28 protein-coding genes and 4 pseudogenes are annotated in these 25,930 nt (G+C 53.5%); 26 read left to right on the forward strand and 6 right to left on the reverse strand.

Annotation, left to right across the window (positions count from 1 at the left end):
* The first annotated feature begins 753 nt into the window (after positions 1-753).
* The 7 genes from SB719_RS16615 (at position 754) to SB719_RS16645 (ending at position 6,967) form a co-directional block, all read left to right on the forward strand.
* Positions 754-1,515: a site-specific integrase gene (locus SB719_RS16615; RefSeq protein WP_412159471.1), complete on the forward strand. Its 762-nt coding sequence runs from the start codon at positions 754-756 to the stop codon at positions 1,513-1,515.
* A gap of 12 nt (positions 1,516-1,527) precedes the next feature.
* Positions 1,528-2,796 (forward strand): HEPN/Toprim-associated domain-containing protein, encoded by a 1,269-nt coding sequence (locus SB719_RS16620; protein WP_412159472.1) that lies wholly within the window; start codon positions 1,528-1,530, stop codon positions 2,794-2,796.
* Between the two features lie 98 nt (positions 2,797-2,894).
* Complete coding sequence (locus SB719_RS16625) at positions 2,895-3,971, forward strand: hsdR (RefSeq protein ID WP_412159473.1); 1,077 nt, start codon at positions 2,895-2,897, stop codon at positions 3,969-3,971.
* 227 nt (positions 3,972-4,198) lie between these two features.
* A complete protein-coding gene (locus SB719_RS16630; RefSeq protein WP_412159474.1) occupies positions 4,199-5,065 on the forward strand; it encodes a ParA family protein in 867 nt (288 codons plus the stop codon).
* A complete protein-coding gene (locus tag SB719_RS16635) occupies positions 5,065-6,189 on the forward strand; it encodes a ParB/RepB/Spo0J family partition protein (RefSeq protein ID WP_412159475.1) in 1,125 nt (374 codons plus the stop codon). Before SB719_RS16630 ends, SB719_RS16635 begins: the two co-directional genes overlap by 1 nt.
* 74 nt (positions 6,190-6,263) lie before the next feature.
* The gene (locus SB719_RS16640) at positions 6,264-6,644 is read left to right on the forward strand and encodes a hypothetical protein (RefSeq protein WP_412159476.1); all 381 of its coding nucleotides are present in this window, start codon (positions 6,264-6,266) and stop codon (positions 6,642-6,644) included.
* Positions 6,641-6,967 (forward strand): hypothetical protein, encoded by a 327-nt coding sequence (locus SB719_RS16645; protein ID WP_412159477.1) that lies wholly within the window; start codon positions 6,641-6,643, stop codon positions 6,965-6,967. The genes SB719_RS16640 and SB719_RS16645 overlap by 4 nt, the downstream gene beginning before the upstream one ends.
* 80 nt (positions 6,968-7,047) lie before the next feature.
* Here SB719_RS16645 and umuC read toward each other — a convergent pair.
* Positions 7,048-8,226: pseudogene (gene umuC / locus SB719_RS16650) on the reverse strand (translesion error-prone DNA polymerase V subunit UmuC); the annotation flags it as partial.
* 676 nt (positions 8,227-8,902) lie between these two features.
* Between umuC and SB719_RS16655 the strand changes: the two are divergent.
* On the forward strand, positions 8,903-9,115 hold the full coding sequence (locus SB719_RS16655; RefSeq protein WP_412159478.1) for a hypothetical protein: 213 nt from the start codon (positions 8,903-8,905) through the stop codon (positions 9,113-9,115).
* Positions 9,116-9,986: 871 nt separating this feature from the next.
* On the opposite strand, the gene SB719_RS16660 is transcribed toward SB719_RS16655, so the two are convergent.
* Entirely contained in the window at positions 9,987-10,832 is an 846-nt protein-coding gene (locus SB719_RS16660) for an MBL fold metallo-hydrolase (protein ID WP_412159479.1), read from the reverse strand.
* Between the two features lie 157 nt (positions 10,833-10,989).
* On the opposite strand from SB719_RS16660, the gene SB719_RS16665 reads away from it, so the two are divergent.
* Positions 10,990-11,880 carry a LysR substrate-binding domain-containing protein gene (locus SB719_RS16665; protein ID WP_412159480.1) on the forward strand — a complete coding sequence of 297 codons (891 nt, stop codon included), beginning with the start codon at positions 10,990-10,992 and terminating at the stop codon, positions 11,878-11,880.
* 204 nt (positions 11,881-12,084) lie between these two features.
* Here SB719_RS16665 and SB719_RS16670 read toward each other — a convergent pair.
* Together SB719_RS16670 and umuD are read right to left on the reverse strand one after the other, a co-directional pair.
* Positions 12,085-12,186: pseudogene (locus SB719_RS16670) on the reverse strand (hypothetical protein); the annotation flags it as partial.
* A gap of 8 nt (positions 12,187-12,194) precedes the next feature.
* Positions 12,195-12,640, reverse strand: a pseudogene (gene umuD, locus SB719_RS16675) (translesion error-prone DNA polymerase V autoproteolytic subunit).
* 250 nt (positions 12,641-12,890) lie between these two features.
* Here umuD and SB719_RS16680 point away from each other — a divergent pair.
* The gene (locus SB719_RS16680) at positions 12,891-13,133 is read left to right on the forward strand and encodes a DNA polymerase III subunit theta (protein WP_412159481.1); all 243 of its coding nucleotides are present in this window, start codon (positions 12,891-12,893) and stop codon (positions 13,131-13,133) included.
* A 52-nt stretch (positions 13,134-13,185) separates the two neighbouring features.
* Here the strand turns inward: SB719_RS16680 and SB719_RS16685 are convergent, their stop codons facing one another.
* Entirely contained in the window at positions 13,186-13,440 is a 255-nt protein-coding gene (locus SB719_RS16685; RefSeq protein ID WP_412159482.1) for a helix-turn-helix domain-containing protein, read from the reverse strand.
* Positions 13,441-13,809: 369 nt separating this feature from the next.
* Between SB719_RS16685 and SB719_RS16690 the strand changes: the two genes are divergently transcribed.
* From SB719_RS16690 to SB719_RS16760, 15 genes and pseudogenes are all read left to right on the forward strand, one after another.
* Positions 13,810-14,739 (forward strand): DUF1281 domain-containing protein, encoded by a 930-nt coding sequence (locus SB719_RS16690; protein WP_412159483.1) that lies wholly within the window; start codon positions 13,810-13,812, stop codon positions 14,737-14,739.
* Between the two features lie 34 nt (positions 14,740-14,773).
* On the forward strand, positions 14,774-15,016 hold the full coding sequence (locus tag SB719_RS16695; protein WP_412159484.1) for a hypothetical protein: 243 nt from the start codon (positions 14,774-14,776) through the stop codon (positions 15,014-15,016).
* 348 nt (positions 15,017-15,364) lie between these two features.
* Complete coding sequence (locus tag SB719_RS16700; RefSeq protein ID WP_100701659.1) at positions 15,365-16,009, forward strand: DNA methyltransferase; 645 nt, start codon at positions 15,365-15,367, stop codon at positions 16,007-16,009.
* A 17-nt stretch (positions 16,010-16,026) separates the two neighbouring features.
* Positions 16,027-16,260 carry a hypothetical protein gene (locus SB719_RS16705; protein WP_412159485.1) on the forward strand — a complete coding sequence of 78 codons (234 nt, stop codon included), beginning with the start codon at positions 16,027-16,029 and terminating at the stop codon, positions 16,258-16,260.
* A 439-nt stretch (positions 16,261-16,699) separates the two neighbouring features.
* Complete coding sequence (locus SB719_RS16710) at positions 16,700-17,137, forward strand: antirestriction protein (RefSeq protein WP_412159486.1); 438 nt, start codon at positions 16,700-16,702, stop codon at positions 17,135-17,137.
* A gap of 202 nt (positions 17,138-17,339) precedes the next feature.
* Entirely contained in the window at positions 17,340-18,110 is a 771-nt protein-coding gene (locus tag SB719_RS16715) for a hypothetical protein (protein WP_412159487.1), read from the forward strand.
* Positions 18,111-18,603: 493 nt separating this feature from the next.
* Positions 18,604-20,286 carry a DUF4942 domain-containing protein gene (locus SB719_RS16720; RefSeq protein ID WP_412159488.1) on the forward strand — a complete coding sequence of 561 codons (1,683 nt, stop codon included), beginning with the start codon at positions 18,604-18,606 and terminating at the stop codon, positions 20,284-20,286.
* Positions 20,287-20,365: 79 nt separating this feature from the next.
* Positions 20,366-20,812 carry a conjugation system SOS inhibitor PsiB family protein gene (locus tag SB719_RS16725; RefSeq protein WP_412159489.1) on the forward strand — a complete coding sequence of 149 codons (447 nt, stop codon included), beginning with the start codon at positions 20,366-20,368 and terminating at the stop codon, positions 20,810-20,812.
* Positions 20,809-21,552 carry a plasmid SOS inhibition protein A gene (locus tag SB719_RS16730; protein WP_412159490.1) on the forward strand — a complete coding sequence of 248 codons (744 nt, stop codon included), beginning with the start codon at positions 20,809-20,811 and terminating at the stop codon, positions 21,550-21,552. The genes SB719_RS16725 and SB719_RS16730 overlap by 4 nt, the downstream gene beginning before the upstream one ends.
* Before the next feature lie 62 nt (positions 21,553-21,614).
* A complete protein-coding gene (locus tag SB719_RS16735) occupies positions 21,615-21,959 on the forward strand; it encodes a toxin (RefSeq protein WP_412159491.1) in 345 nt (114 codons plus the stop codon).
* Positions 21,952-22,266, forward strand: coding sequence for a helix-turn-helix domain-containing protein (locus SB719_RS16740; RefSeq protein WP_412159492.1), 315 nt, complete (start codon positions 21,952-21,954; stop codon positions 22,264-22,266). Before SB719_RS16735 ends, SB719_RS16740 begins: the two co-directional genes overlap by 8 nt.
* A gap of 788 nt (positions 22,267-23,054) precedes the next feature.
* Positions 23,055-23,306, forward strand: a pseudogene (locus tag SB719_RS16745) (DUF905 family protein); the annotation flags it as partial.
* A 370-nt stretch (positions 23,307-23,676) separates the two neighbouring features.
* Positions 23,677-23,826, forward strand: coding sequence for a succinate dehydrogenase flavoprotein subunit (locus SB719_RS16750; protein ID WP_412159493.1), 150 nt, complete (start codon positions 23,677-23,679; stop codon positions 23,824-23,826).
* Positions 23,823-24,395: a hypothetical protein gene (locus SB719_RS16755; RefSeq protein WP_412159494.1), complete on the forward strand. Its 573-nt coding sequence runs from the start codon at positions 23,823-23,825 to the stop codon at positions 24,393-24,395. Before SB719_RS16750 ends, SB719_RS16755 begins: the two co-directional genes overlap by 4 nt.
* Positions 24,396-24,482: 87 nt before the next feature.
* The gene (locus SB719_RS16760) at positions 24,483-24,830 is read left to right on the forward strand and encodes a hypothetical protein (protein ID WP_412159495.1); all 348 of its coding nucleotides are present in this window, start codon (positions 24,483-24,485) and stop codon (positions 24,828-24,830) included.
* Positions 24,831-24,972: 142 nt separating this feature from the next.
* Here SB719_RS16760 and SB719_RS16765 read toward each other — a convergent pair whose 3' ends face one another.
* Positions 24,973-25,296: a hypothetical protein gene (locus SB719_RS16765; RefSeq protein WP_412159496.1), complete on the reverse strand. Its 324-nt coding sequence runs from the start codon at positions 25,294-25,296 to the stop codon at positions 24,973-24,975.
* A gap of 239 nt (positions 25,297-25,535) precedes the next feature.
* Here SB719_RS16765 and mobA point away from each other — a divergent pair, with 239 nt between their 5' ends.
* Complete coding sequence (gene mobA / locus SB719_RS16770; protein WP_304234658.1) at positions 25,536-25,877, forward strand: plasmid mobilization protein MobA; 342 nt, start codon at positions 25,536-25,538, stop codon at positions 25,875-25,877.
* The last annotated feature ends 53 nt before the right edge of the window (positions 25,878-25,930 follow it).

Raw genomic sequence — 25,930 nt, forward strand, 5'->3', positions numbered from 1 at the left:
AGGCCAAAGAAAAGGCTCTGACATTCGTCAGAGCCTGGCGTGATCACACCATTCGGAATCTCTGACTTTGTTATTGTCTTTATTCTCAGAGGACCCGACTGATGTCCTGGAAGCAGCTTTGCCTCCTTTCTTGAATATAATGTTATCTTACCTCTAAAATAAGGAATTGTCAATAGTCAAGGCTTATTTTTTGCTTATTTTAGTAAAATAAACTTGCGCTGATAATAGTATTGTGCGCGGTTTTAGATAAAACTTTTTACGCAGTACATACAGGCTAAGAACTTATTTTACGTTGTACTGAACCGGTACCTCTTACAGGTATTGATACCCCGATAACTTTAAATACTGTCGACGCAGAATGTCTGAAAGTCTTTGCCGGCTTGTTCTTCTGATTACCTGCTTTCCGCTTTCTGCTATAACCGGAAAGGCGGCGTCAGAGGGGCGGTTTTCCGCCTTTACCCCATCATCTTGTGTCTGCCGGCCGCGACTGCCCCACTATCCAGGCATAACCGGATCCTTTCAGGATCCGCCCTCCCCGTCACCCGCCTGCTGTTTTGTTCCGTTTTGTGGTATATATCTGTAAAACGGAAAATAGCGCGGGATCGCTCCGCGGATTATTCCGGTGGCCTGCGGCCGCCGCACGGGCGAAAATGAGCAGAGAAAGAGCAGGCGTCGCTACGTGAAATCTGAGAAAGCGGCAGGGGTAAACCTTGTTAGATTTTACGTAGCGCTGTCACTGAGAAATGAGGTTTTATGTCGCTACCGATCCTGAACGGCCCGATCGCGCTGCCGGCTGCGCAGCCCGACTACGGCCGCGCGCTGGCGCTGCGGACCATGGCCGCGGCCTACGCCGAGCTGCCCCGCTACCTGCTGGCACCGGAGGTCACCGGTCTACTCCACCACGTTCCGGACTGGACGCAGCACGCCCTGGTCAACACGTTATGGAATACCGGCGGCCGGCTCAACGAGGTGCTGGCACTGCGGCGGCGCGACTTCCGCCTGAACGACGCCATACCCCACGTGATCATCCGCACCGCCAAGCAGCGGCGCGCCGGCAGCGGGCGCCCCAGAAAAGGCACGAGCCCTAACCGCGTGGTGCCGCTCTCCGATCCGGCCTACGTCGACGAGATGCGCCGGCTGTTTGCGAGCGTCAGGGAGGAGTTTGAGTCTGACCCGGAAACCGGCGAGCGCCGCGCCCTGCCGGTGTGGACCGTTTCCGACCGTACGGTGCGGAACTGGATAAACCGCGCCATCGATGCGGCCGCGCGCGCCGGCGTGCGGTTCAGCATCGAGATCTCCCCCCATACGTTCCGCCACAGTTTCGCCATGCATATGCTCTACCACCACGTGCCGCCGAAGGTGCTGCAGTCGCTGCTCGGCCATGAAAAGTTTGAATCAACCGAGGTCTATACCAAAGTGTTCGCGCTTGATGTGGCGGCCAGTCATCAGGTGCGGTTCTCTATGGATACCGCCGGCGCGCTGCAGCTGCTGCGCGGACTGCCCCAGCACTTATAAAGGAAGAAAAGTATGTCAGCTTACGCAGCTATTGTGATTGGCGGTGTTGAGGTCCATGAATTTACAGACCACTACGATCGCTGGTTCTTCCGGAAAAGTGACAGGGTCATTGAGTGCATGCCCTACAACGAGAATGCCCCCGCGCATGGGATCTTCATTGGTTTTCGTGCCAACGCCGCCACAATTCGCCGGAGAATGGCTCTGGCCGGCTTCGATCTGCCGGCATGCGAACGTTATTTTACTCATCATCGTAACGAGCTGATTGGCTATCTGCAGAAGCAGATTGATATGCTGGATGACGTGCTGGATGGTTACAGGCTCAGCGAGGGAGGTCTCAGCCGTGGGGCTCGTAATCTGGATGCTTACCAGCGCTTTGTCAGCGCTGTCAGGGATACGTCATTAAGCGACTGGATTTGTGCCTTTCCGGAAGTCGTAACTCGGCGCGATACCGTAACGGGGGATTTCTTTAACGGTGCCTGGTGGTGTGACGTCAGCGAGAATCCTCTGGTTAACGCGATGCTGAGTTTCGTTCCGACCTACCGCAACTATCCGTCAACAGGCGTATTTAATTTCCCCGGGCCGCACTGGGATGAGTTCACTGTGGCTTTTCTGGCCTCCTGTCCTGATGATGCGATTTGCGAACTCAACGTTGCTGAGATGATGGAGGACGATGACGGGAAAGATAAAGATTTCCTGGATTTGGAAGAGATTCAGGATGAGGAAACCGTGCCACACCGCGGCTATCGTGCATCCGTCCGAGAAATTCAGGAACTGTCGGACTCACAGCCAGACAATCCCTCACTGCAACGGATGTGCTATGCCAGCATCATTACTGCTATGGAGGCCTATCTGGGAGATATCCTGAAGCGCGAAATTTTCTCACGCCCTGCGGTCAAACAGCTTTTTGTGGCCAGCTATGAGCCCTTCAGAAAGCAGAAAATTACTCTTTCCGAGCTTTATTCGAAACTGTCAGTCATCGATTCGGAAATCAAAGATGCCCTCGATGGCCTGTCGCTGCACAAAATTGAGACGGCCAAGAATATATTCAGCAGCACGCTGCTGACACAGTTTCCGGAGTCGTCGCTGCCCTTCCTTGGCGCCGCTGTTCAACGCCGACATGACATCGTGCACCGTAACGGCAAGGACACAGAAGGTAAGCTGTTAGCCATTGGGCACAATGATGTAACCGAACTGGCCCAACAGGTCCAGCTGTTTACGCGGGCGATTGACATGCAAATCCTCGACGGCATGCAGCAGGACATCGATGCTGAACGGGACTGAGTTCAGAGTTGTTTGACGGGTTTTAAGACTTGCCGCACCGAGCCTGTGATACTTTGGTGTTGCTTCTCACCTACGGTTACAACAAATAATGGAAAACTATGTTTGAATCATATGAGCATAACGAGCAGCGTCTGACTTCGGAAACGGAGTCTTTGATTGCTAATGGGCTGGATTTTCTAAATAAGGCGCGCGAAGAGCTCCAGGCGGGACACGCCAAATTTTCCGTCGTCAGCTTCTGGACGGCCGTTGAAATCCTGATGAAGGTGCCGCTTGTTCACGAACACTGGACTCTGGCCTGTTCCGGAAAAAGGATGGAGCGAAAAAAGTACCTCGCAGGAGATTTTCAATCGGTCACTTATGATGAGGCCTGCGCACGCCTCGGAGACGTCCTCGATAAACCTTTAGATAAAAATGTTACCTTACTCTTCAATAAAGTGAAGAACCATCGCAATCGGGTCGTTCATTTCTATCATAACGAGCTTAGCGCCGGAGATCAGCAGCAAGTGCTAACCGAACAGGCCAATGCCTGGTTTGCACTTAATCGCCTCATGCGCGATGACTGGTCCTCTCTTTTTGGCAGTCAGCTGCGCGGCAAACTGGCGAGTGATGAAACCAGAATGTTGCGAAGCAATGAATTTTACGCCGCAGCAAAATTTCGCCATGAATCAGTTCAAGAACGGATCGTTAATGCAAAAGAGGCGGGGCGTCGCATCGAGGCATGCTCTGTGTGCCATCAGCTGTCCGTTATTCGCGAGCAACCCTTACATGATATGCCGCTTTATGAGCAACTGTGTTATGTCTGCCACTATTCAGAAACTTATGTAGAAGTGAATTGTCCAGGCTGTCAGTCTAAGGTTGTGATGCTGCCAGATGGGGATGATTTTCACTGCTGCAGCTGTGGCTTAGAGAAGGGCAGATTTGACGTAATTAGTCCTGTGAAGATGACCAAGCACAATATGTATGATTTCGTCCGTGCTGGCTGCTCTGATTGCGACAGCATAGAAGCTATATGTGAGTATGGCGATGCCTATCTATGTACCGCTTGCTTCACAGTTCATCACTCTTTAGAAACGTGTGACAACTGTCAGCAGCAGAGCTCCTCTGTTCCCGACCTTAGCGCAGCATTTGGTTGTGATTTCTGCGAGGGGCATAGGGACTTGTGGGAGGATGACTAACTCTCGCCATTGGAGACTTAATATTTCGCATGCGAAATTAGCCCGCATAAAGAATCAATATTGATTCTTTATTGGTAACCTGGCACAATGATTTTGTCGCCGGGTAGCCGGTAGACGTTAGGGCGAAACGCCAGACTCAATGGAGCACGTTTTCTCCTTTAAGGAGCACTCCGGTCAGCGACGAGCCATCACAATTATTTCGCATGCGAAATCTTGAGGATGTAGCGATGGAATCAAAAGCAAAAGCAGGAATTGTCATTATTGTAGGAAATCAAAAAGGGGGGGTTGTTAAATCTCAGTCAACAAATGAGCTGACTTACAATTTGCAGGCCATGGGATTGCAGACCTGCATGATCGATTTTGACACCACCTCCGGACTGACGGAAAGGACCTTTCCTGATGCGCTGCCGCTTTCTATCGATAAAGACCCGCTGGGTAATACCTTCACGCCAGGTGAAGCAAATGCCTACCAGTTATTCTTCACGGACACAGAGGTAAATCCGCACGTGTTGCCTGACGGGCGGCACATCATTGGATCAACCAACGAACTGCACGAAATCAACTATCGCCCGCAGGACTGTATCTTTGACTTTAAAGAGCGCATCAGCGAGCTGCGAAAGCACTACGACTATATTTTTATCGATTCGGCACCTGAGTATAACAATCTGCTAATCGCCTCTCATCTCGTCGCAGACTATCTGCTGATTCCGACTCTTCTGGAGAAGTCATCACGTATTGGTGTTGGGAAGCAGCTATCGTACATGCAACGCATTCGTAAAAATTACAATCCCGAACTCAAATACCTCGGTACCTATATTACTCAGGCAAATGTTCAGAACTATAACCAGCCACTACTGGATGGCTATTTGACTGCTGTAGAAACAGAAAACCTTCAGCGCCTGTTCGACATTCTGCAGGAGAAAAATTACGGCCCGGAAACAGTGCTTGCTTATATTTCATGGGTAAAAAATCTTGCCAAAGAGGCCATTGAGCTGGGCATGACTATCAAAGAGTATTCTCCATCAAGCAGGCCTGCGCAGCAGTATCAGGAGCTGAGTAACAGGATTGTTGAACTGACGCAGGGAGGCCACTGATGGCTGCGAGTAAATTTCAGAAGAAACTAAACGCGCTCAAAACCTCTGGTCCGACTGCAAGCGCCATGCCTGAAGTCGCCGCAAGCGTCGCAGCCCGTAATACGCCAGCGCCGGTAGGCACGCTCGATGCGTCTAAGATACGGGCAGAAATTGCCCGGCCCGGGCTGGAGCCCGAGGGCCAGATCGTTCGCGTCAGAGCGGATGAGATTTATGAAGTTGAACAGGTGCGTCCGGAGGATGACTTTGATGATGAGGTCATTTCTGGCATGGTTGAGTCGTTCAGTGAATTCGGTAACCTGACACCGCCGCGCTGTTTTCCGAAAGATCGAAAGGGATATCGGGTATGGTTCGGTGCCACCCGTATCCGATCAATGAAAAAGCGCGGTGATGAATTTATTGATATCTATGTTGGCCGGCCGCCCAAAGATGAAAAGCAGCGCATCATGGGGCAGCTGATCGAAAACCTGCAGCAGTCAGGCCTTAAACCTTTGGCGACTGCGCTGGCCTTTGAAAAGCTGAAAGGTGAATTCAATATGACCGGGGAAGAAATCGCCCGTTCCCTCGGCAAGCCTACAGCTTTTGTCAGTAAGCATATGCGAATTGGCGCGGCACCCGAAAAAATTAAGGTCCTGCTGAAAAACAAAACTATCTCTGACGTCGATTTGGCTTATACGCTGATTCAGGTCGACGCTATTGATCCCGCGTCAGCTGATCGCCTGATTGAAAAGCATAATTCGGGCAGTTTACTTAGCCGGGCACAGGTTAAAAAAGAACTCGACAGACTGAAGGGGCGTAAGATTTCGCATGCGAAATCTCCTTCATCAGAAAATGAGGTCCCACCTATATCTAAACCTGAGATGTCGCATGCGAAACCCCAAATAGTTGAAGCCGATCAACCCGATGTTAGATCTCCAGATAGTTTCGTTGCCACGATAGGCACTAACACGGCAGAGCACATTGTACGTTGCCAGCTTATACCTGTTGTCAGCCTGAACGGAGCTGAAGGTAGGCTCATGCTTGATAGAGTGCCTGAGTCATTCGGGTTTGTATGGGTTCACACTGCGCAGGGAGAGTTTTATGTCCCGGCCTGCGATGTAGTCTTTTTAGGTCTGAGGGCTGAATAATGCCGGCTCATATGGCGACGCCTTTCACCCGACTCTCCGCGAATTTTCGCAGTAATATCGTGCGAAAATGGGCTATGAGTGAACAGAAGAGTGCTGCTGAAGCTGCCCGTGTTCTTACCGATCATGCGCGGGAGCTAAAGCTTATCTCTCGCGAGCTTGCCGTGCCGGGCTCTGCGCTGACTGAATGGAATAAAAGAAAGCTCCCGCCCCTGTGGGCGGCATTGGCCGCGTTTGATCTTGAAATTAAGCGTGGCTGGAGACCTGCCCAAAATGAAGATTGGGCAGGGTTCGCTTCGCTTCTGACAAAGCTGGTTCCAGCCCTTACGCTTGAAAATTTAGCAGAGTATCTGCCCGCTGATGTCGATTTGCGGGTTGCCTCAGGATGGATAGTTGCGGCAATTGAGGAAGAGCAGCATTATCGTGCTCGTAAAAAAATATCGGTGAAAGCAGAATGACGTTTACTGAACTTGATGCAGCGTTAGGTGAGACAGGAAGACGCTCGCTTGCTACCCGGCTAATCTTTGCTTTGGCCGATGCGCTCGATAGTGATCATAGCGGTCTGGACTTGGATGAGTTCGAACAGCAAAGCGGTTACGTCAGGACCAATATTCGGACCGTTGCGTCAGCGTTGAAAAAGCTCGGCGTCATTGATATTCATTACTATGACGATAATGGCACAGGTATTGACCGCACTTCAGAGCAAAATATTTCACGAGGCCGCTGGTCAAAGCAGCACTACAGGCTTACAGATCCGGTCCGGATTCTCTTTAAAAGGTAATCGCTATTTCGCATGCGAAATAATCGAGCGAAATACTATAAGTAACGCCAGACCGCACCTCATGCCCTTTATTGATACTTTTACCTGACCAGTGCAACGGGGATGTCATCCCAGCGCGTTGTCCAGGCAGGTGAGAGTAGCTCGCGCTTCATCTGCCATTCATGACTGACACCCTGACGCGCAAACCATATATGTCCAAGACCCGACTGGTTGATGCCATCAAGTACCTTCATGAGCTGCGTGCTGTTAGCCCGCGGCTGATCTTCATCAAACAGGTTTAGCTGGCTGATGCCGTGAGGAGTGAAGTCATCCAGCATGATACCGGCTTTCATATACCGCCTGCCTTCGAGCCAGATGCAGTCAAGTGACCGCATAGCCACTTCTATTACATCACGCGTGTCCTGCGTCGCCACCCTGAGCGATTCACCGGCGCTGTTGCCATAAAAGATTTCACCCTGAGCGTGCGGCGAGGTGCGGATAAATACGCTGATGCGCCGGCAGAACTGCCGTTCTCCGCGGAGCTTTTCTGCGGCGCGCGTCGCGTACTGACACAGTGCTTCCTGCATGGCCACTTTGGACGTAATGCGTTCCCCGAAAGACCGTGAGCAGCAAATCTGCTGTTTCGCCGGCGCGGACTCCTCAAGCGAAATGCAGGGCTCGCCGTTGAGTTCGCGAACGGTACGCTCAAGCACGACGTTAAAATTCTTTCTAATGAACGACGGATTGGTTTGCGCGAGCTGCAACGCATTACCGATGCCCATTATGTTAAGTCGCTTACCAATCCGACGTCCGACCCCCCAAATTTCCTCAACGGGCTGCCTCTCAAGTAGCGTAGCGGTGCGTTTCAGGTTATCTGGCGTCAGTGCCAGCACCCCGCGAAACTGTGGCCATTCCTTACTTGCCCACTGCGCGCTTTTTGCCAGCGTCTTCGTCGGGCCCATGCCAACGCCTACGGTCAGGCCGGTTGTGGCCAGCACGTGCGCACGCAGGCGCCGGCCGAAATGCTCAAAATCCTCACAACCATCGATGCCGGTCAAATCCAGGAACATCTCATCAATGGAATACTGCTCTACGCGGGGCGTCATTTCTTCCAGTACCGTCATTACGCGCTGCGACATGCTGTGGTACAGCGCGTAATTCGAGCTGAAAACGTGCACGCGCTCCGGAAAATCCTGATTCTTTATCTGGAACCATGGGGCGCCCATTCTGATGCCAAGCTTTTTAGCGCTGGCGCTGCGCGCGATGACGCAGCCGTCGTTGTATCTGAATGGCGCTAACAGTTAGTTATATGTAACGTAATGATTTTTATAACCATTTAATCACTAACTTTTTCTGTATGTTAAGACTCGGAGGGCTACTTCAGTTAGCAACTTTTAGAGCGAATCCGATGAGATGCATCTTCAAAAGGAAATGATCAGTCACCGTCTGTTGTGTGTCAGAAGCGGACGTTACTGCTCGCGATAACAACGGCGGTTTTATTCTTTTTGATTATTCGCAGCAGGGGAAGACTGATAGTTTAAGGATACCGGCTGAAAAGAGATCTCTCCGAAAGTACCCGTCCTGATGACTAGTTCTGAAAAAAACCGGCGGTTTCGCCGGCCAGTATAATCTGCACCATCAATACGAAATCAGCACTGTTCCTGCTCAAAACTTAGTCGCACCTTCAGAATATAGCCAACAACAACACTTTCTCATGATGATTGATGCTTTCACTAAGCTTGATAAACAACATCTGACAACAGCATGTTTTTAATGATGTTCCGGCTCGGGGGCTGTAACAAGTCTGTTGTGTGGTGACAACCGTTTTCCGGACGTGACCTGCTCTCACTTTTACTTATCGCTGCTATTATTACCTCAATGACGTAAACGGGATGCACAGGTGCTATGCCCGTTATGTCTTTAAAGAACCAAGATGATTCAGACTGAGGAGAAAGTATGAACGTCAGTACTTCAGCGGCAACTGATGAAATCACTATGGCCATAGGTCGTGCTGTATCCTGCCTGCTGGCATCGGGAAAGCACCTTGAAAGAAGTGGTATTCTGGAGGAGCTAAGAAAAAGCGAGAAGTATGCGGTAGATGAAACAAAACAGGTTTATGCGACGGCCATTCGTCTGGTAACAAATACTGTATCTGTCCGCACGGGATAACAGTGGCTCGCAAACTTATGGCTGACGCCGGGTATGCGGCGATAAATGTCGTCGCTTACCACACATGACCGACATGCGGCTGATTCGGATACAATACTGTCTGGCAGGCCTTCGGATGTGGGACTGATTTTCCCGCTTGGGTAGGCTGGTAATGCCTGCTGAATATTCAATCAGTGTTTGTGCATCGCCCTGGCCCCGAATGGCTATTGGCAAGCTGGATGAATGATGCCGGCACGTGCATTCAGGGCGTGCTCAACCTTACGGATGGCATCAGATATGGCTTTATGGCCCCCTGAATGGTGACCCGCCGACAGATAGGACCTCAAGATAATAAGCAGCTCTTCAGCTGATATCGGTATGTTCTTATTCATAAGTTCAATTATGGCGTGGCCCATAACAACGTCAGACTGCATTCCTTCGTCCATTCTGAACACAATTACCTTTACCTTTCGATGTCATGCTGCTTTTTCGGGTGCCGGGTCGGCCTTCTAATGAGTCCTTAAGCGTAATGTTTCAGGAATAAATTGTAAAATAAATGCAGCTTTTAATCAGAATCTTTTTCTTTTCAGTAAATAACAACAGGCAGTTCCCGGTGTAGACAGGTAAAATGCTTGGTACCAGTTATATTGCCGGGCATTTGATCATGTCACCTTGCCGGAAGTCTCCTTTTTATCCAGAACCTTAATGGATGCATGTTAACGATGCAAAGGTTGCGTGCCCGTTTTCTGGGTCCGCTTTTCGCTCTTAGCGGACATTTGCTTGGCGTTAGTCCGCTTTGTGCCAGAAGCGGACGTTGTACACATAATGGAACTGTGGCTGGGCATTGTGAGATGCTTGTTTTTATCTGTTGGTAACGAAGTATATTTTTTTGCTATTCCTGATGTAACTTGCAAAGGAAATAAGCATCCCCGAACAGCTTGAAGCAGGAGAATCCTGACTGATCCAGATGCATGCCGGCAATTATCAGTTTTTCATCTACAGCCTGTTGCAGTGCTTTTTTCCTTGTCTCTTCGGCCTGCACGGGATCGACATCAAACATGATTGATACAGTAGGATGTGCTGACTGAATATGTGGGAAATGAACGATATCACCCCATATTAACAATTCTTTTTTATCGGAATGAATACGAAACCCGGTATGCCCTGGTGTATGCCCCGGCAACCATACAGGACGAATTCCCTGCACTACTTCACTCTCATCAAGCAAACATATCTTTCCGGCATAAGCGTCTAATGTCTTGCGAAACAGTGTAAAATTCCGCTTTCCGCGCTCGCTGGCTGCCTGTTGTTTTTCATTGTCCTGCCAGTGTGCAATTTCGAGCGGATGCAGGTGGAGCTCAGCTTTTTTATAAACTGGCTCCCCATTTTCATGCAGCAGACCGCCTATATGGTCGGGATGGCCGTGCGTCAATAATATCGTGTCTATATCATCAGGGCCGATGCCGAGCATCGCAAGTTTCACCCGGAGCTGCCCTCCCACGTTATCCCGCCCGCCCGCACCGGTGTCAACCAGGATGGTGCGCCCGCATCCGCGAATGAGATAGCAGTTGATATGGATACGCCCGAACTTCGCGATCCCGGCATTGCGCTGAATACTCTCAGCCTCAGCGATCTCAATGCCTGAAAGTAAATCAAGCGTGGCTTCCATCGTGCCATCACTCAGCGCGATGACCTGGTAACCACCAATCTGGCAGGTGGGGAAATTAACAGAGTGCATGAATACCTCATAAAAATTGCAAGCGAGCAACATCTTGCCTGATGACTTTTAATCATGCTAAACAAGTTATTTCCCTATTAAAATCGACATTATTTCATTATTCAGTGATCTTTTGTCACTGACATCAAGTTACACATAGACAATTAAGGCCACGATAATGCCCATGAAAATTCCCAGTAGCCGCTCCCTGCTGGCCTTTGAGGCTGCAGCAAAGCACGGTAATTTTGCGCGCGCGGCGCAGGAGTTATCACTAACCGAGGGCGCAATCAGTCGGCAAATCGCACGCCTTGAGTCCATGCTGAACTGTAGATTATTTGATCGTACCGGCAGTCGCGTTAAGCTCAATCCGGTTGGCGCCCGCTATGCATATCAGATACGCGAAACGCTTGAGCGCCTTGAAAGAGATACACAATCAATTATGGGTATGCCGGAAGGCAGTAAAAATCTGGATATTGCCGCTCTGCCGACTTTTACGTGCCGTTGGCTGATTCCCCGCCTTAACAGCTTTTACATTCAGCATCCAGATATCACTGTGAACATTGCCGCCAGGACCGATCCTTTTATTCTTGCCGGCAGTGGTTTTGACGCCGCAGTTCATTTTGATCATCCGGCATGGGCAGGTATGCATATGCAGTTTCTTTTCCAGGAAACGCTGCTACCTGTATGCCATCCAGCACTTGTAAAGAGCAAAAAACACTACGCGCAACTTAATAAACTGCCACGTATTCACCGTCGTCAGAATCCGCAGGCATGGCAATGCTATGCGCAGGAAAACGGGATCGAGCTCGATAATCCAGCGCAGGGAGTCCGCTATGATCTTCATGAAATGTCTATCGCAGCTGCGCTATCAGGACAAGGCGTCGCAATAGTGCCGCGCATGTATGTCGAAAAAGAGTTAAATAGCGGGGAGCTTGTTGCTCCCTGGCCTGAATCTGCCTCACTCAGCAAAAAGTTTTGTTTAATTAAACCGTCTGAAACAGGCATTAATGAGACGGCGCTGCATGCCTTCGAGTGCTGGCTACTGGCGGAAATTAACCCGGGCAGATAGCTTCGCCGTTATTTAAGAGTTGTACTCTCGAATCATTATGTGATTGTGAATATGCTCCAGTGTAACAAGCCCTATAAAGACGACTCATCATTGCCAGTCAATACTACTACGTTAATGTCCGCTTCTCGCTCATAGCGGACCATTTATTTCTGCAAACCTGAAGAATTGAACGAACGAAACTAACTAACACTTCGCACCACTCATATCATTATTGCTCAGCACCACAACCGGTTTGCCGCGCAGATCTGGCCGGAAAAGCGCCTCACAGCTGGCATAGAAAGAGTTCACGTCGGCCAGACCAAACATGGGCATGATCACCTCCGGGCGCGCGTGCTGTTGAAAAACCAGGTCACTACACCAAGCAACTGCAGCTCCTCCGGGTATATAACAGGTATGCCGGATTCATGGGTAGCAGGGCGGGGCGGGGATGCAGCTGCAGGCGCTTGACCGTGAACTCACCGTTCACTTCGGCAATGACGATATCTCCGTGCGAGGGCTCCTCGGCGCGGTCAACCACCATAACGTCTCCGTCATAAAGTCCGAGGCCTTCCATACTGCTGCCGCTGGCCCGCACGAAAAAAGTGGAGGCGCGCCGGCGGATGCAAAGTTCGTTAAGGTCGAGCTCTTTTTCGACGTAGTCAGCAGCCGGGGAAGGGAAGCCTGCCGCACACGGCTCCGCATAAAAGGGAACCCGGACGCGGGGAGTGAAAATCGGGGGCCAGAGCAGCGTCAGGCCCTGAGCATAGCTGCCGGGTGTCATGATCCCGTCCCGGGAAAAATCGCCAGCGGGCTGGTAACTGCAGTGTATGAATTGCGCATAAAAATCCTCCTCTGATTGTACTGGTTATACGTACAGTATTATTGAGACCAATTTATCTGGCAAGGGGGAGCGAACCGGGAAAGCCTCAAAAGAAATTTATATGGCTGAAAGATAATCAATTTATTGCCGTATGACATAGTCTGCTATAGCAGCTATGCTCACTGAGAGCTGGCTATATAAAGGACACTTCATGACATTTAATCTTGCAGCAGGATCCAAAGAGGAACGTGAGCGTATTAACGTTGACCTGGCTGCAGCCGGCGTTGCGTATAAAGAACGCCTGAACATGCCAGCTTTACCCGGAGAGGTAGAACGGCAGCAACCTGAAGCGTTGCGGGAATACTTCAGAGAGCGCCTGGCATTTTACCGTCAGAAAGCGATGGATTTTCCCGGCGGCAGCGATCCCATTTACATGAAGGAAGTGGAGAAATGATCAGCGGGCGGACCGGTAATCAATCGGGTACCGGTCAGACGTTAGGATGAATTTATTCCGCAGCCGCGCCATCCGTCATCTTCTGTAGCATCTGCAGTAGTAAATCCTTGCTCAGCTGATCGGAACGCAGCGCCGGCATCACGTTGATGAGCGTGAGCGTAACCGTGGCCATCGCTATCGCACGTTTTACAGTCTGCGCATTTTCATAGTCTTTGTAAGTACGCACACTGACGCCAAGCTCCCGGGCCGCCTGTTCGCGACTCCAGAGGAGACTTTTACGCCACAGCCTGAGCTGCCATCCTGTCATCCATTTTCCTCCGATTTGCCAGCTATAAATAATAACTGCAAAAAGTGCAAAAACTGCACCTTTTTAATGTTTCTTAATTTTCATGTTTGGCTGTCCGCACGTGTGAAGGCATTTAACCGCCAAAAAATTCCAAAGTAGCTCCCTCCGTGTCGTCGGGCAGCACCGTGCCTTCACCTTAGCCGGGCGGCTTCGCCAACAAGGGAAGCTGACGCCGTCCGCTCACCCGTTCCCCGCCGTGCGCGGGACATTCAGTCCGCTCCGGCGGCGCGTGCGGCTTGCGCGGCCGCCCCTGTTTGCTCAGCTGTGTGCCCGGCTTCCGTGGCGGCACGGTGCAGATGGCACCGTGCAACCCTTAACGGAGGAGTCGACATGCCGAACTGGTGTGCCAACAGGCTGCGGGTCACAGGCCCAAAAGAGGAAGTATCCAAGGTGAAAGCGCTGATGGAAGGGAGCGCTGCAGCGCCCGGATATGTGCGGGCAGCGGGGGAGGGGATCCAGCTTTTTCTGGCGGGCTGCGCCGGGCTGTTGCGCCCCATTTGCGCAACGGAATATGCGCCTTATCCGGCACTGACTGTGACGGCGGGCAGCGATACACCGGAAAACCGCGCCTTTACGCAGTGGCTGGTTCTGCTGCGCAGCGGCGCGGAACTGACGCCGGAGACCTGCGTACGCCTGCATGCTTTGTGGCTGGCCAGCGGTCTGCAGCGAAGGACGTGGGCGTCCCTGACTGATGAGCAACAGACGGTCATCTACGCGCTCTGGGAGAAAAAGAAGCATGACTGGTATCCGATGATCGGTGGTCAGGTACTCAGTGATAAATGGAACGGGCTCTGCCTGGAAGAAGCACCTCCACATAAAAGCCTGCCGTTCGACATGCTGCAGCTGATCCCGCCGCGCCTGGATGCCGAAATCAACGGCTATAACGGCCGCCTGCTTGAGGGCGTACCGGACGGATTTACGGACACCGTCGACCGCTGCGGCACGAAGTGGCCACACGCGCACGACCTTAACCTGTCGTACTTCGCTGAAACCACTTTTGACGCCGACTTTGATACGCCCTGGTCGCCGCCCGCGCCAGAGGTGCTGTGCGCCCTGACGGCGCGTTACGGCGTCACCTCTGAGCACTGGTATGCCGAAGCCGGCTGCGACTACTGCGGATGGGCGACCTACTCAGGCGGCGTCCAGCTCAATGAGCGCTGTGAGTCACTGGAGTGGAGCGAGGAAGCGGATGAGGACGGGTACCGCGACGTGACCGGCCCGGAGTGGATTATCGACAACGTGGCCAGCTACGGCGGCTGAACCGGAGGCGGCGGGGCAACCCGCCGGATAAGCGATGAGAGCAATGACTGTACGGGAATTCAGGGCACGGCTTGCCGCAGTTGGCGATGACGAGCTGTGCTGCGGCACTTTCTGGCTGGCAGAGGACTTTCTCGGCATTAACCCGGCCATGGCGCCGGAGGAGATCGCGGCGGCCATGGAGTATGCCGAAGACCATCATGATGCAAACGAGGGATTTAACTGGTGGCATCTGGAGATGGCCATCGATGCTGTCTTGTTGGAGGAGGAAGGGACATAGCGCTGCCCGGTATGCAGCTGCAGATTCTCTGATGTCGCCGGTCACGGCGGCATCACTGTAGGAATGAAAAAGGTTGTCGCTGCGCTCCGCCTTCATGCCGTCTCCCGTCCTGCGGCCGGAAAACGGCGGGCGTAAAGTGCCGTGCCCTCACGGTAGCCGGGCGGCCTCGCAAACAAGGGAAGCTGTCGCCGGAATGCTCACCCGTTCCCCGCCGTGCGCGGGACGTTCAGTCCGCTCCGGCGGCGCGTGCGGCTTGCGCATCCGCCCCTGTTTGCTCCGCTGTTCGCCCGTCTGTGTGGAGGTCACGGCACCACTACCGGTGCCCCCTTCATACACAGGAGCATCACTATGTCTCGATTCATGCACGGCGACAGCGTACAGGTCATGGGCGGTTTTCCGGACAAGAGCATTGATTTCATTCTGACCGATCCGCCGTACCTCGTCGGCTTTAAGGACCGTTCCGGCCGCTCGATTGCCAACGATGTGAACAGCGAGTGGGTGCAGCCTGCGAGCAACGAAATGTTCCGGGTACTGAAAGACAACAGCCTGGCGGTGAGCTTCTACGGCTGGAACCGGATAGACATTTTTATGCAGGCATGGAAGGCGGCGGGGTTCCGCGTGGTGGGCCACATCGTGTTCACCAAGCCTTACGCCTCAAAGTCGGCCTTCGTGGGCTACCAGCACGAAAGCGCCTACGTGCTGGCCAAAGGGCGCCCGGCGCTGCCGGCAAAGCCGCTGCCGGACGTGATGCCGTGGGAGTACACCGGCAACCGTCATCACCCGACCGAAAAGCCGGTAAGTGCCCTGCGACCGCTGATTGAAACTTTCACGCAGCCCGGCGCCATTGTTCTGGACCCGTTTGCCGGCAGCGGTTCGACCTGCGTGGCCGCCCAGGAGTGCGGGCGCCGCTGGATTGGTATCGAGCTGATGGAGCAGTACCACGCCGCCGGCCTGCGCCGCCTGTATGCCCACCGTGATGCCCGTGCGGCCTGATGAAAGGAGATAACCCGATGAACGATCGCACTATACACACTGACAACGATGCCCTGGCGGCCGACGTCGCCGATCTGGAGGAATCGCTGTACGAGTTTCACCTGCGTCTGCGTGACATGATTGCACGTCATCTCTGGCAGGGCGCGAGCCGGGAGCAGCGTATGACTGGCCTGTTGATTGAGGGGATCGATAACGACCTGGTTGAACTGTACCGGCGGGCGGCAATAATCCAGAAGCATCTGCGCACCTGAGTGGACAAAAAATAAACAAGGCTTGATATCCCTGCCGGCGCACGGCAGGGAGCTATCTATCCACAGGGTTCCGGGGCGGATATGCACCCCGGATGTGGACAAGACAATATGGATGTTGCTGCGCGCCTCATTGATGCCGCCTGCGGCGGGGGAATAAAAAACGTGCGGTCTGCGGCCGGTGCCGTGACTTCACTTTAGCCCGGCCGCTGCGTGTTCAAGAGCCGCAAGCTCGTCTCCTCACCCGTTCGCACTCTCTCCGGCGCGCTTACTCCCGTCGCGCCTCCGCTCATGCTTCGCGTCGGCGCCGTCCGTAATCCCGACTCCGTTCGCTTGCGCTGCGGCCTCGTCATCGCTCCTGAACACTCCGCTTTTCGCCGGGCTGTCATTCAGTCACGGCACAGGCCGGAACTGTTAACTACCCTGACTGCGGAGATTTCTGATGAGTACATACACCCCTGCTTTTGAATCGGCGTGCGTTCTTGACGGCTATGCGCGCCAGCGTTTCCTGCCTGCGCTTTTCGGCGACGATTTTATGCGCGCCGAAAACAACGTGTACCTGTACGCCGATCGTTACCTGGCGGACTACGACGGCGGCGTGTGGGACTTCGCGCTGCTGCCGTCCGGCGGTGGCTTCATGAAGCCAGCAGCGGAGGAAACCTGGCGTTTCGTTAACCCGGCAAACCACAGCGACGTGCGCGTGAGCAGCGAGGCGGCGGGCATCGTGATCACCTCACTGGTGCTGAATCACCGCAGCTGGATGTATGACCGCCATGATGATACGGAGCTGTGCGCGCTGTACTGCCGCCGCCAACGCCAGCTGACCGACTACGCCTTTGCGCACCCCGAAGCCGCTGCTATTTTTGCCGCGCTGGACTGATAAGACGGGGGCGGCTGACCGCCCTCAAAATGAAGGGTTCAGCAAAGCTGATGCTTTTTAGAAACATTTAGCGTGGCTACATGATTTATTAAGTTAATATCAGTTCTGACATAAAATAAAAAAACATCAAATAACAATAGGTTAACTTTCTGATTTTTATGGTTTAAGATAGATGGGTCGAGGGATTTATAAGGTATGTGAAATGAAAATATTTGACAAGGATGCATATATATTGGCTTTTTTCACGGGGCTTTTATATATATGCGCATATCTATCTGCTCTTGCAAAGGCTAATTATTACGACCTGCCAATGAATGTGATCAGTATAGATATATTTTCTTTAACCAGTGCGGCTCTAATAATTTTATATGTGGTTTTTTGTTTGCTGGGGCCTTTGATGTTTTCGATACTCTATTCCCATAAGGTAGGCAGAAAACCCAGAATAATTTGTTTAATAATAACGGTTTTGGCTCTTTCATATTGTGCTTACTGGTATGCATCTTACTATTTGAGCATTATCATATCCTTAGCGATTGCTGTTTTTTGCACGATTTCCATGCTTGCATTTATCTACATAAAAAGAGAGAAGTTTAAAAGGTTTATTAACAGAAATCCAATTCGGAATGACAGTTGCAATGATGAGGATAATGAACTCAATGAGCCGCACGATGTAAATGGTAATATTGAAGAGGCTTCAAATGGATGGGTCTTGAAGGCTGTGCTTATTGCGGCTGGTTTTTTTGCTGGATTTTCATACGTATTGCCATACTTATATTGCATGGACAAAACAGATTATGACGTTTTTAGTAAGGAACAAGTGAAGAAATATGCATTAATCGTAGGTAATAATGATACGTTAATTGCTAAAGAGGTAATTAACGGGAAGCTCGGAAAAGGTTATTACATATTCAAGGCGGAAAGTCTAAACGGCGTTCAAATTAATAATGTAGATATACGAAATTTAACCCCTTAGGCCCCCCGGCAAGCCGGGTCGTCGAGCCCTACTGCGCTAACCGGCAAAGCCGGCAAGCTCCGCCGGACCGCGAAGGACCGCGTTCCGTGCCTGCCGGCTAGGGTCTGATGGCTGAGTTCAACGGCTGCTGCCGGCTTCGCCGTCGCTTTCACCGTCCCGGCAAACCCCGCCGGGACTTTAAGGCCAGCCCGCGGGGCGGTCTGAAACTTCCCTTCTGACGCTCCTCTGCCTTCCGGCCAGCCCTTGCGCGGAGGGCTGGTCGTAGCACCGCCGGCTCAGGCAAAAAGGGGTGAAATGCACGCCGCCAGAAAGTTTTCGCCAGGAGCCGCAAAAACTTTCAGTCGTCGCCCCTTTCTGCCCTCACTTCGTCGTTGCTCCTTTGCCCTTTGCCGCGAAAGGCCAGACCGGAAAGAAGAAACCCGCGTCAGAGAAGGTCTTTTTCGGGTCCGCAGCGCGTGCTGCACCTATTCAGCCGGATTTAAGGAGCTATGCCATGCAAAACACACTCGTAAACGTCACCCCTGATGCGACCACCGACCGCGCACCGATCAACGCCGCCGGGGAGGTTATTTCAGAGACCTTTTTTGCGCCCGTTGAAACCGATCTTATTGATGGCCTGCTGAGTCGTTATAACTTCCTGCGCACGAAACTGAATGACCTGTCCGCCTCTATCCGCGGCGGTGACAATCATGAGGCAGTGGGGCACTTTCTGAGAGGCAACCTCCACGGCAGCCGGGGCTACCACGTGCCGCCCGTGGCGAAGCTGTTCGATCTGCCCGGCGCGGTGGCGTCTCTGAACGCCGATTTCTGGCAGCAGGCGCTGAGCCTGACTGACGTTTACGAGTACATGCCTAACGATCGCCGCAATGACTGGAACAATCAGATCCATGAGATGAAAGCGCCTGATTTTGAAGAAAACGCGGTACGCGCGACGCTTTCCGAACTGCTTTTCTCACGTCAGAAATTTTTCTCCGAGCGCGTTGACGGCATTTTCCGCAGCCTGTCGCGCAGCCACGTGACCAACCGCCCGGAAGGCTTCAGCAAGCGCATGATCATTGAATGCATGTTCGATCAGTGGGGCCACTGTAACTACGACCGCACCGGCTATGTGGACGACCTGCGCAAGGTGATCGCGAAGTTTATGGGCCGCGACGCGACCGGTCTCAACACGACAAACAAAATTTTGAACATCGCGCGCGCCCGTTCAGGTGAGTGGGTTGCCATCGACGGCGGCGCGCTGCGCGTGAAGGCCTTCCAGAAAGGCACCATCCATCTTGAAATTCATCCGGATATGGCCTGGCGCCTGAATGACGTTCTGGCCTTCCTGCATCCGGCAGCGATCCCTGCAGAGCACCGCCAGAAGCCGCGCACGAAGCCGAAAACCTTTGAACTGCACACTAATCTGTTGCCGTTTGCCGTGCTGGGCGTACTCAGCGATCTGGAGACAGAGCGCACCGAGCCTGTGCAGCGCAACCGCCGGGAAGAGCCGCGCCCGCCCGTTACAACGAATCCGTTTAACCGTCGCTTTAAAGGCTATTCGGACGAGAACAAGGCCGCGCGCGCTGAAGCTGAAAAAGTGCTGATGAGCCTGGGCGGCGTAAAGATGAACATTAACGCCTTTACCTGGTTTGAATTTGATTACGACCCGACAACGGCGCTTGAGGATATTCAGCTTTCCGGCGCGCTGCCGGATCAGAAAACACACCAGTTTTACCCGACCACGGGCGAACTCGCCACGCAGCTGCTTGACGAGGCAGATATTCGCGAGGGGGAAACCTGCCTGGAGCCGAGCGCGGGCATGGGCGGCCTTGCCGACCTGATGCCAAAGGTGCAGACCACCTGCGTGGAGATTTCGCCGCTGCACTGCCGCGTACTGGAGGCAAAAGGCCATAACGTGATCGAAGCTGATTTTCTGGCATGGGCACCGGTGACTGATCAGCGGTTTGATGTTGTCGTGATGAATCCGCCATTCAGTGAAGGCCGCGCCGTTGCGCACCTTAACGCAGCGGGGGGACTGGTGAAGGGCGGCGGACGCCTGGCGGCTATATTGCCCGCGGGTAGCGATCGCAAAGACCTGCTGCCGGGCTGGGACTGCAGCTGGTCCGCGCCGATGGAGGACATGTTTGCGGGAACCGGGGTTCGTGTGGTGCGCCTGATGGCATACAAGCCTGAATAAACCTGCTGACTGATAAAAAGCGTTCCGGCCCGCACGGCAGGCCGGAACACACCAGATCCCGGAACTGAGCACATAAGCCATGAAAAACACTCAACGCCTGACCCCCGCAATACTGCAGACCCTGACGGGCTGTGACCTTGAAAATCTGTGTGCGGACAACGAAGCGGCCCGTCTGCGGATGACCGGCCAGATACACAGCGCGCTGCAGCTGCCTGACTGCTGGCGCATGGACTGCGAAATGCGCAGCGAGTGGGGCGGGGCGCATCCCGTACATATTCGCCTGACGCAGCCCGATGCCGAAGGCGTTGCCGTCGAGCTGGTCAGCCCCTCAGCCTGCTGGCCCGTATGGTGCGCGGTGGTCACAGACACCCGCACCCGCAGCCGCCTGCGCCTGTACGTAAGCGACAGGCTCGATCCGGTCGCGCTGCAGATGAAGCTTTCAAAAATCGCAGAGTACACGCGCGCGGGCTTCACCGCCGCCGGCGAGCTGGTCGCCGCGATGCAGATGGGAGGGCACGCCGCATGATCCCGACATCACTGGCGCTGGTGCCGCTGCTGCCGGAACGGCAGGCCGCGCTGCAGGCAATTGCAACTGTTGAGCTGGCACAGCAGAAGGGCGCAAGGTCTGGCCGTTATCCCTATGCCGCCGCGTTTATGAAGCAGCTGAGCGGTGCGAGCCTCATCAGCGTGAAAACCCTGAACCGGATAAAGGGAATTTATCTGCAGCCGCGCGAAAAGCGCGCGCCGCTGCCGGAGTGGGAAAGCGCGCTTGATGCTTTTCTCAGCACGGCGGGTGAGGTGTGCCCGCTACCGCTGCCTGGCGAGCTGGCCACTACGCTGTTTCCGGAGGCGGTCTTCCGCCGGGCCGAGCGTGCGAAACATGCTGCAGATAAAACCGTCAGCCACGCCGCGAGACGTGAACAGCAGGCAGCGGACTACCGGGAGCGCCAGCTTGAGAACCTTATCCGCCAGGCTGAAACAGAGCTGGCGTTTCGCACGCCGGAGACGCTGCGCGGCTGGTTCGCCGCCTGGTGTGACAGCGTGCCGGAGTACGACCTGAAAAACATGATCGCCGCGTGGGCGCGGCGGTTTCCGTCGCTGAACGGCCTAGAAACGCTGATGCCCTATTCCGGAGACGTTGCCTGCGAAGTGGCGGGAGAAATTCATCTGCGAGTGCTGCACATGGACAGCGCGCAGAAGGGCATGAATCGCTGGCTGGTGCCAAACAAACTGACGGCTCAGAATAAGCCAGCAATCGTTAATTAAAATCATTGATATATCCCCAATATGGGGATATTATATCCCTAAGTTGGGGACAGGGAAAAAACATGCACGCGCTATTTATTGAGCTTTCGAGCTTTGAAAAATACCGGGCCGACTATCTGAATGATGACCAGTTCAGGCTATTTCAGAGAATGCTGCTGGCCGACCCGGAAAAAGGTGATGTGATCCCGGACACGGGCGGTCTGCGTAAAGTACGGTTCCGGGATGAGCGACGAAATAAAGGCACCCGGGGGGGGATCAGGGTCATCTATTACTGGACCAACGAAAAAGGTCAGTTCATCCTGTTTACTATCTACGATAAAGATCAGCGTGACGATTTGACCAAACAGCAGCGCGACGCCCTGGCGGAGGCGCTAAACGTAATTAAAAAGGGGCTGAGACATGACTGAACGCGACATTTTCAGTGAGCTGATGACGGGCATGCAGGAGCTGAAAGATCACCAGGATAGAAAAATCACGCTCAAGACTTACAAGGTCAGCAAGCGCGAGCCCGTCACCATCGCGCCGCAGGAGCTGCGCGACGTACGCGAAAAACTTAACCTGTCACAGGCGGTTTTTGCACACTATCTGCACACCGGTGAAACCACCTATCAGAACTGGGAGCAGGGCAGGGCTAAACCGAACGCTCAGGCCGTACTGTTAATCCGCATGGTGCAGCAGAACCCGGAAACCCTGCAGACGCTTGCGCAGCTTTAAGCGGCATACAGCTGCATTTAGCCCTTGCGAAAGTTACCCTATATCGCGCCGCCTGGCGCGGTTTTGCTATGCGCTTTCTGCCAGCCCCGGAACGGCAACACCGCCGCCCTGCGGGCCGGGGGCCGGGAAAAGCCGGTGCTGGCGCACCGGCTCTCTCCGCCCGGGCAGGTATAGCCACCCATCTCTTATCCGGATCCAAATACGCCTTTTTCAGATCAGCTTCGTCTTCCCCTCTTATAAAAATATGCTTTAACAGCAACAGCAACAGCAACAGCAACAGCAACAGCGTGGGCCCCCTTCGGCTCCCCGGCAAGCCGGGTCGTCGAGCCCTATGTCGCTAAGCGGCAAGCCGCCAAGCGCCACCGAACCCCTGCGGGTTTCGGCCGCAAGCGGTTCCGGTCTGATGGCTGAGGTCAACGGCTGCTGCCGGCTTCGCCGTCGCTTTCACCGTCCCGGCAAACCCCGCCGGGACTTTAAGGCCAGCCCGCTGGGCGGTCTGAAACTTCCCTTCTGACGCTCCTCTGCCTTCCGGCCAGCCCTTGCGCGGAGGGCTGGTCGTAGCACCGCCGGCTCAGGCAAAAAGGGGTGAAATGCACGCCGCCAGAAACTTTTTGCCGGGGGCCGCAAAAACTTTCAGTCGTCGCCCCTTTCTGCCCTCACTTCGTCGTTGCTCCTTTGCCCTTTGCCGCGAAAGGCCAGACCGGAAAGAAGAACCCCGCGTCAGAGAAGGGCTTTTCGGGCACCGCGCGGCGGTCAGCCGGATCATTTATTTCAGACAGGAGCACATCATGACCTTAACCCAGACTGACAACACTGAAATGCGCTGCGTAGCGGCGCTGGGCGACGGTGCATTTACGCGCGAGCAGGCCAGAAACATCGCGGCAGCCTTCACCAACGTCTTCATTGAAGACGATCAGGGCAGCCATCTTCGTCTGGTCGTGCGCGAGCCGTCAGGCAGCCTTATCTGGCGCGCTTTCAGCTTTGAGCACGACGCCGGTTACTGGCTGCGCAAATACATTAACAGTCGGGGCGTGCGTCAGCCTCTGCATGATCAGCTGACGAAGCTGACTGATTTGAATGACGTTCAGATGACGCTCAAACAGCGTCGTGAATTTATGACGCATATCATCAGTAAATTAGCTGAGTCGGTGGCGCATCAGGTGCCGGAAAATTCAGTAGTGCTTCCGGCTGAGCTGTCAGAAGTCTGGGCGGAAGCGGGCCGCATCTCGCTGATATATTTCGGGCTGCATGGCGAAAAGGCGTGGCTCAGGGCAAGCCAGTGGCTGACCACTGAGCTGGAGCAGGGCGGCAACGTACAGGCGTAAAAAAAGCAGGGTAGCCCCTGCTTTATTCACGGCGGCCAGTTCGAGCTGGCTGCCTTATCAAAGACCAGATACATAGGATAGTAATATGATTTTCGACCCGCAAATCGTCGCACATGCGCTGCGTTTTGTAAATGCCTTACGCACTGGCCAGCTGGCGCACGTGCCCGCCATGCCTTTTGCCCTGTGGCAGCAGTTTATGACCACAGTAAACACCCTGATGGAGGCGAAGCCATGAGCGTCGCAACGTCCCTGAATCTACCTTTAGCGCCAGAACCTGTAACGCAGAACGACATCATCCGCGTGCTGGGTGAGTACACATTTATCCGCCTGGATAACGGCGATGAAGCGTTTTATCACCACGGCAAGTGGATTACCGGCGCAGACGCAAAACGCGGCGAGCCTTCCGTATCAGGGCTGGCGCAGAGCATGGCGCGCGCGGGATGTAAGTCTCTGCGGTCCGTCGAACTGCCTGTCCCGGATGATAAAGAGTGGAGCTGGGAAGACGTGGTGACGCGGCTGGTTCGTGCGTCTTATCCGCGTAAGGTACGCGGAGAGCTGACCGTCACGGTTAGCGAAAACACTCAATACGGTCGAGGCGTTCACGTCTGCTCCGATCCGCTGCTGAGCGGGATTAACAATAACCTCTGGTTTCCGCTGAGCGCGGAAGAAGACTGGCTCGAAGGCATAGAACGTGTGCTGACCATGAACGGCGTAGCGGAGAATGTGGTGCGGCTGGATATGCTGCGGGACGGCCCTGAATACACTGATTTTAAGGTGATTTATAACCGTAAAGTCTGCGCCTGATGCGCAGAGGGGCCGGAGTAAATCTGGCCCCATAACGTTATTTTTCTGTCGTATTCTGAGCGTCACAGCATTACAGAGGTATTCACAATGAAATCCGAATCCATCAACTTACTGACCGCTTCAACTTCTGAAGAGACATTCACCATCCCTGATTTAGTGGCACTTTCACAGCGGGCGAAAGCATCTGAAGAGGTGAACGATAATGCCCGGCGCATCAATCTGGCGGCATCCGCGCTGCTAAATTTTGCGGAGCAAACGGGGATCGGAAACAGCACCGAACCAGCAGAGACTGCCGTCACCGACCTTCTGACAGACCTTATGCACTTATGTGCATATTGCTGGCCGGATGACAGTGAAATCTCGTTTGACAGCATACTGAACACCGCCCGTATGCACTTCGCTACGGAATCCGATGAACCTGCACCATGGGTCTGAATGAAATGAAATGACCATCACTGTTATTCCGGAAAGTATGAACAGTTCGCACGAAGGAAAAGCCAATCTTCCGGAAGGGTTCAGCGTCTACCAGTGATATTAAGGAATTCCGGCAGGTAATCGTAATACCTGCCGGATATTTTCATGAGAGAGGCTGGTTATCCTGCGATGTAGTTTTTTGCTGTGCCGGATCAGACTTACGCTGACTTCGCTTTTTCTTACCACTTCCCTCGTTTACCACAGCAGAAATTGCTTTCTCACTGAAACGAAAGTTCATGGCGTCCAGTGCCGACTTGATATCCGCTACCGTATAACCTTTTTCTTTCGCCAGTACCAGAATGGTGTCCTTAAGATTTTCCAGTGCGCCCTCTCTCGTGATGCGCTGAGGCGTTAAATCGGGAAGATTTTCCAGCTTTCTGCGCGCCTCATCCAGTTCCTGCTGCGTGAAAACATTACGTGCCGCCATTTCATTTTCCTTCTTATTGGTAAAGGTCCGATTTTGCTGGATTTTTATTACCGTTTCCAGCCTATCATTCCGCATGACGCCGGTTTACTTCTGAACAGGCAAGTGGCAAAATAAGTTTTAAAGATTAAAAGATCGGACAGGAAATGTTTTGTGACCACAGCCAGCACGCTGGCAGTGATTCCCAAAACGCCTGGTCAGGGATTCTCCCCGACACCCCGAGCCCGAGTTGAGGTTGTGTTATGTCAAAAAGCAAATCATGTCAGAAGGACAAATGGATCAAGTTTCGCTGTACTGCGGAGGACTATCAGGCTATCAGCAATAAAGCTACTGCCGCCGGACTGACAACATCTGAATATCTGCGCCGCACCGCTCTGAGCCGCCGCATTATGGTGCGTACGGATATCCGGATGATGAACGAACTTCTCCGTCTGGGCGGTCTGCAAAAGCACCTCTATACCCAGATGAAGGACAACATGACAACCGAACTCAGCCAGCAGTTTTCCGGCGTACTGACCAGCATTACTCACGCCATCAATGCGCTGGACATGGCACCGGTACCGGCAGAGGAAATCAAGGACTGATGAACGTCATCATCCCGCCAAAACGTCGCGACAAAAAGACCAGCTTCAGAAAG

It is taken from the genome of Pantoea sp. SIMBA_079, assembly GCF_046940275.1.
In the GTDB taxonomy this organism is placed as follows: domain Bacteria; phylum Pseudomonadota; class Gammaproteobacteria; order Enterobacterales; family Enterobacteriaceae; genus Pantoea; species Pantoea borealis.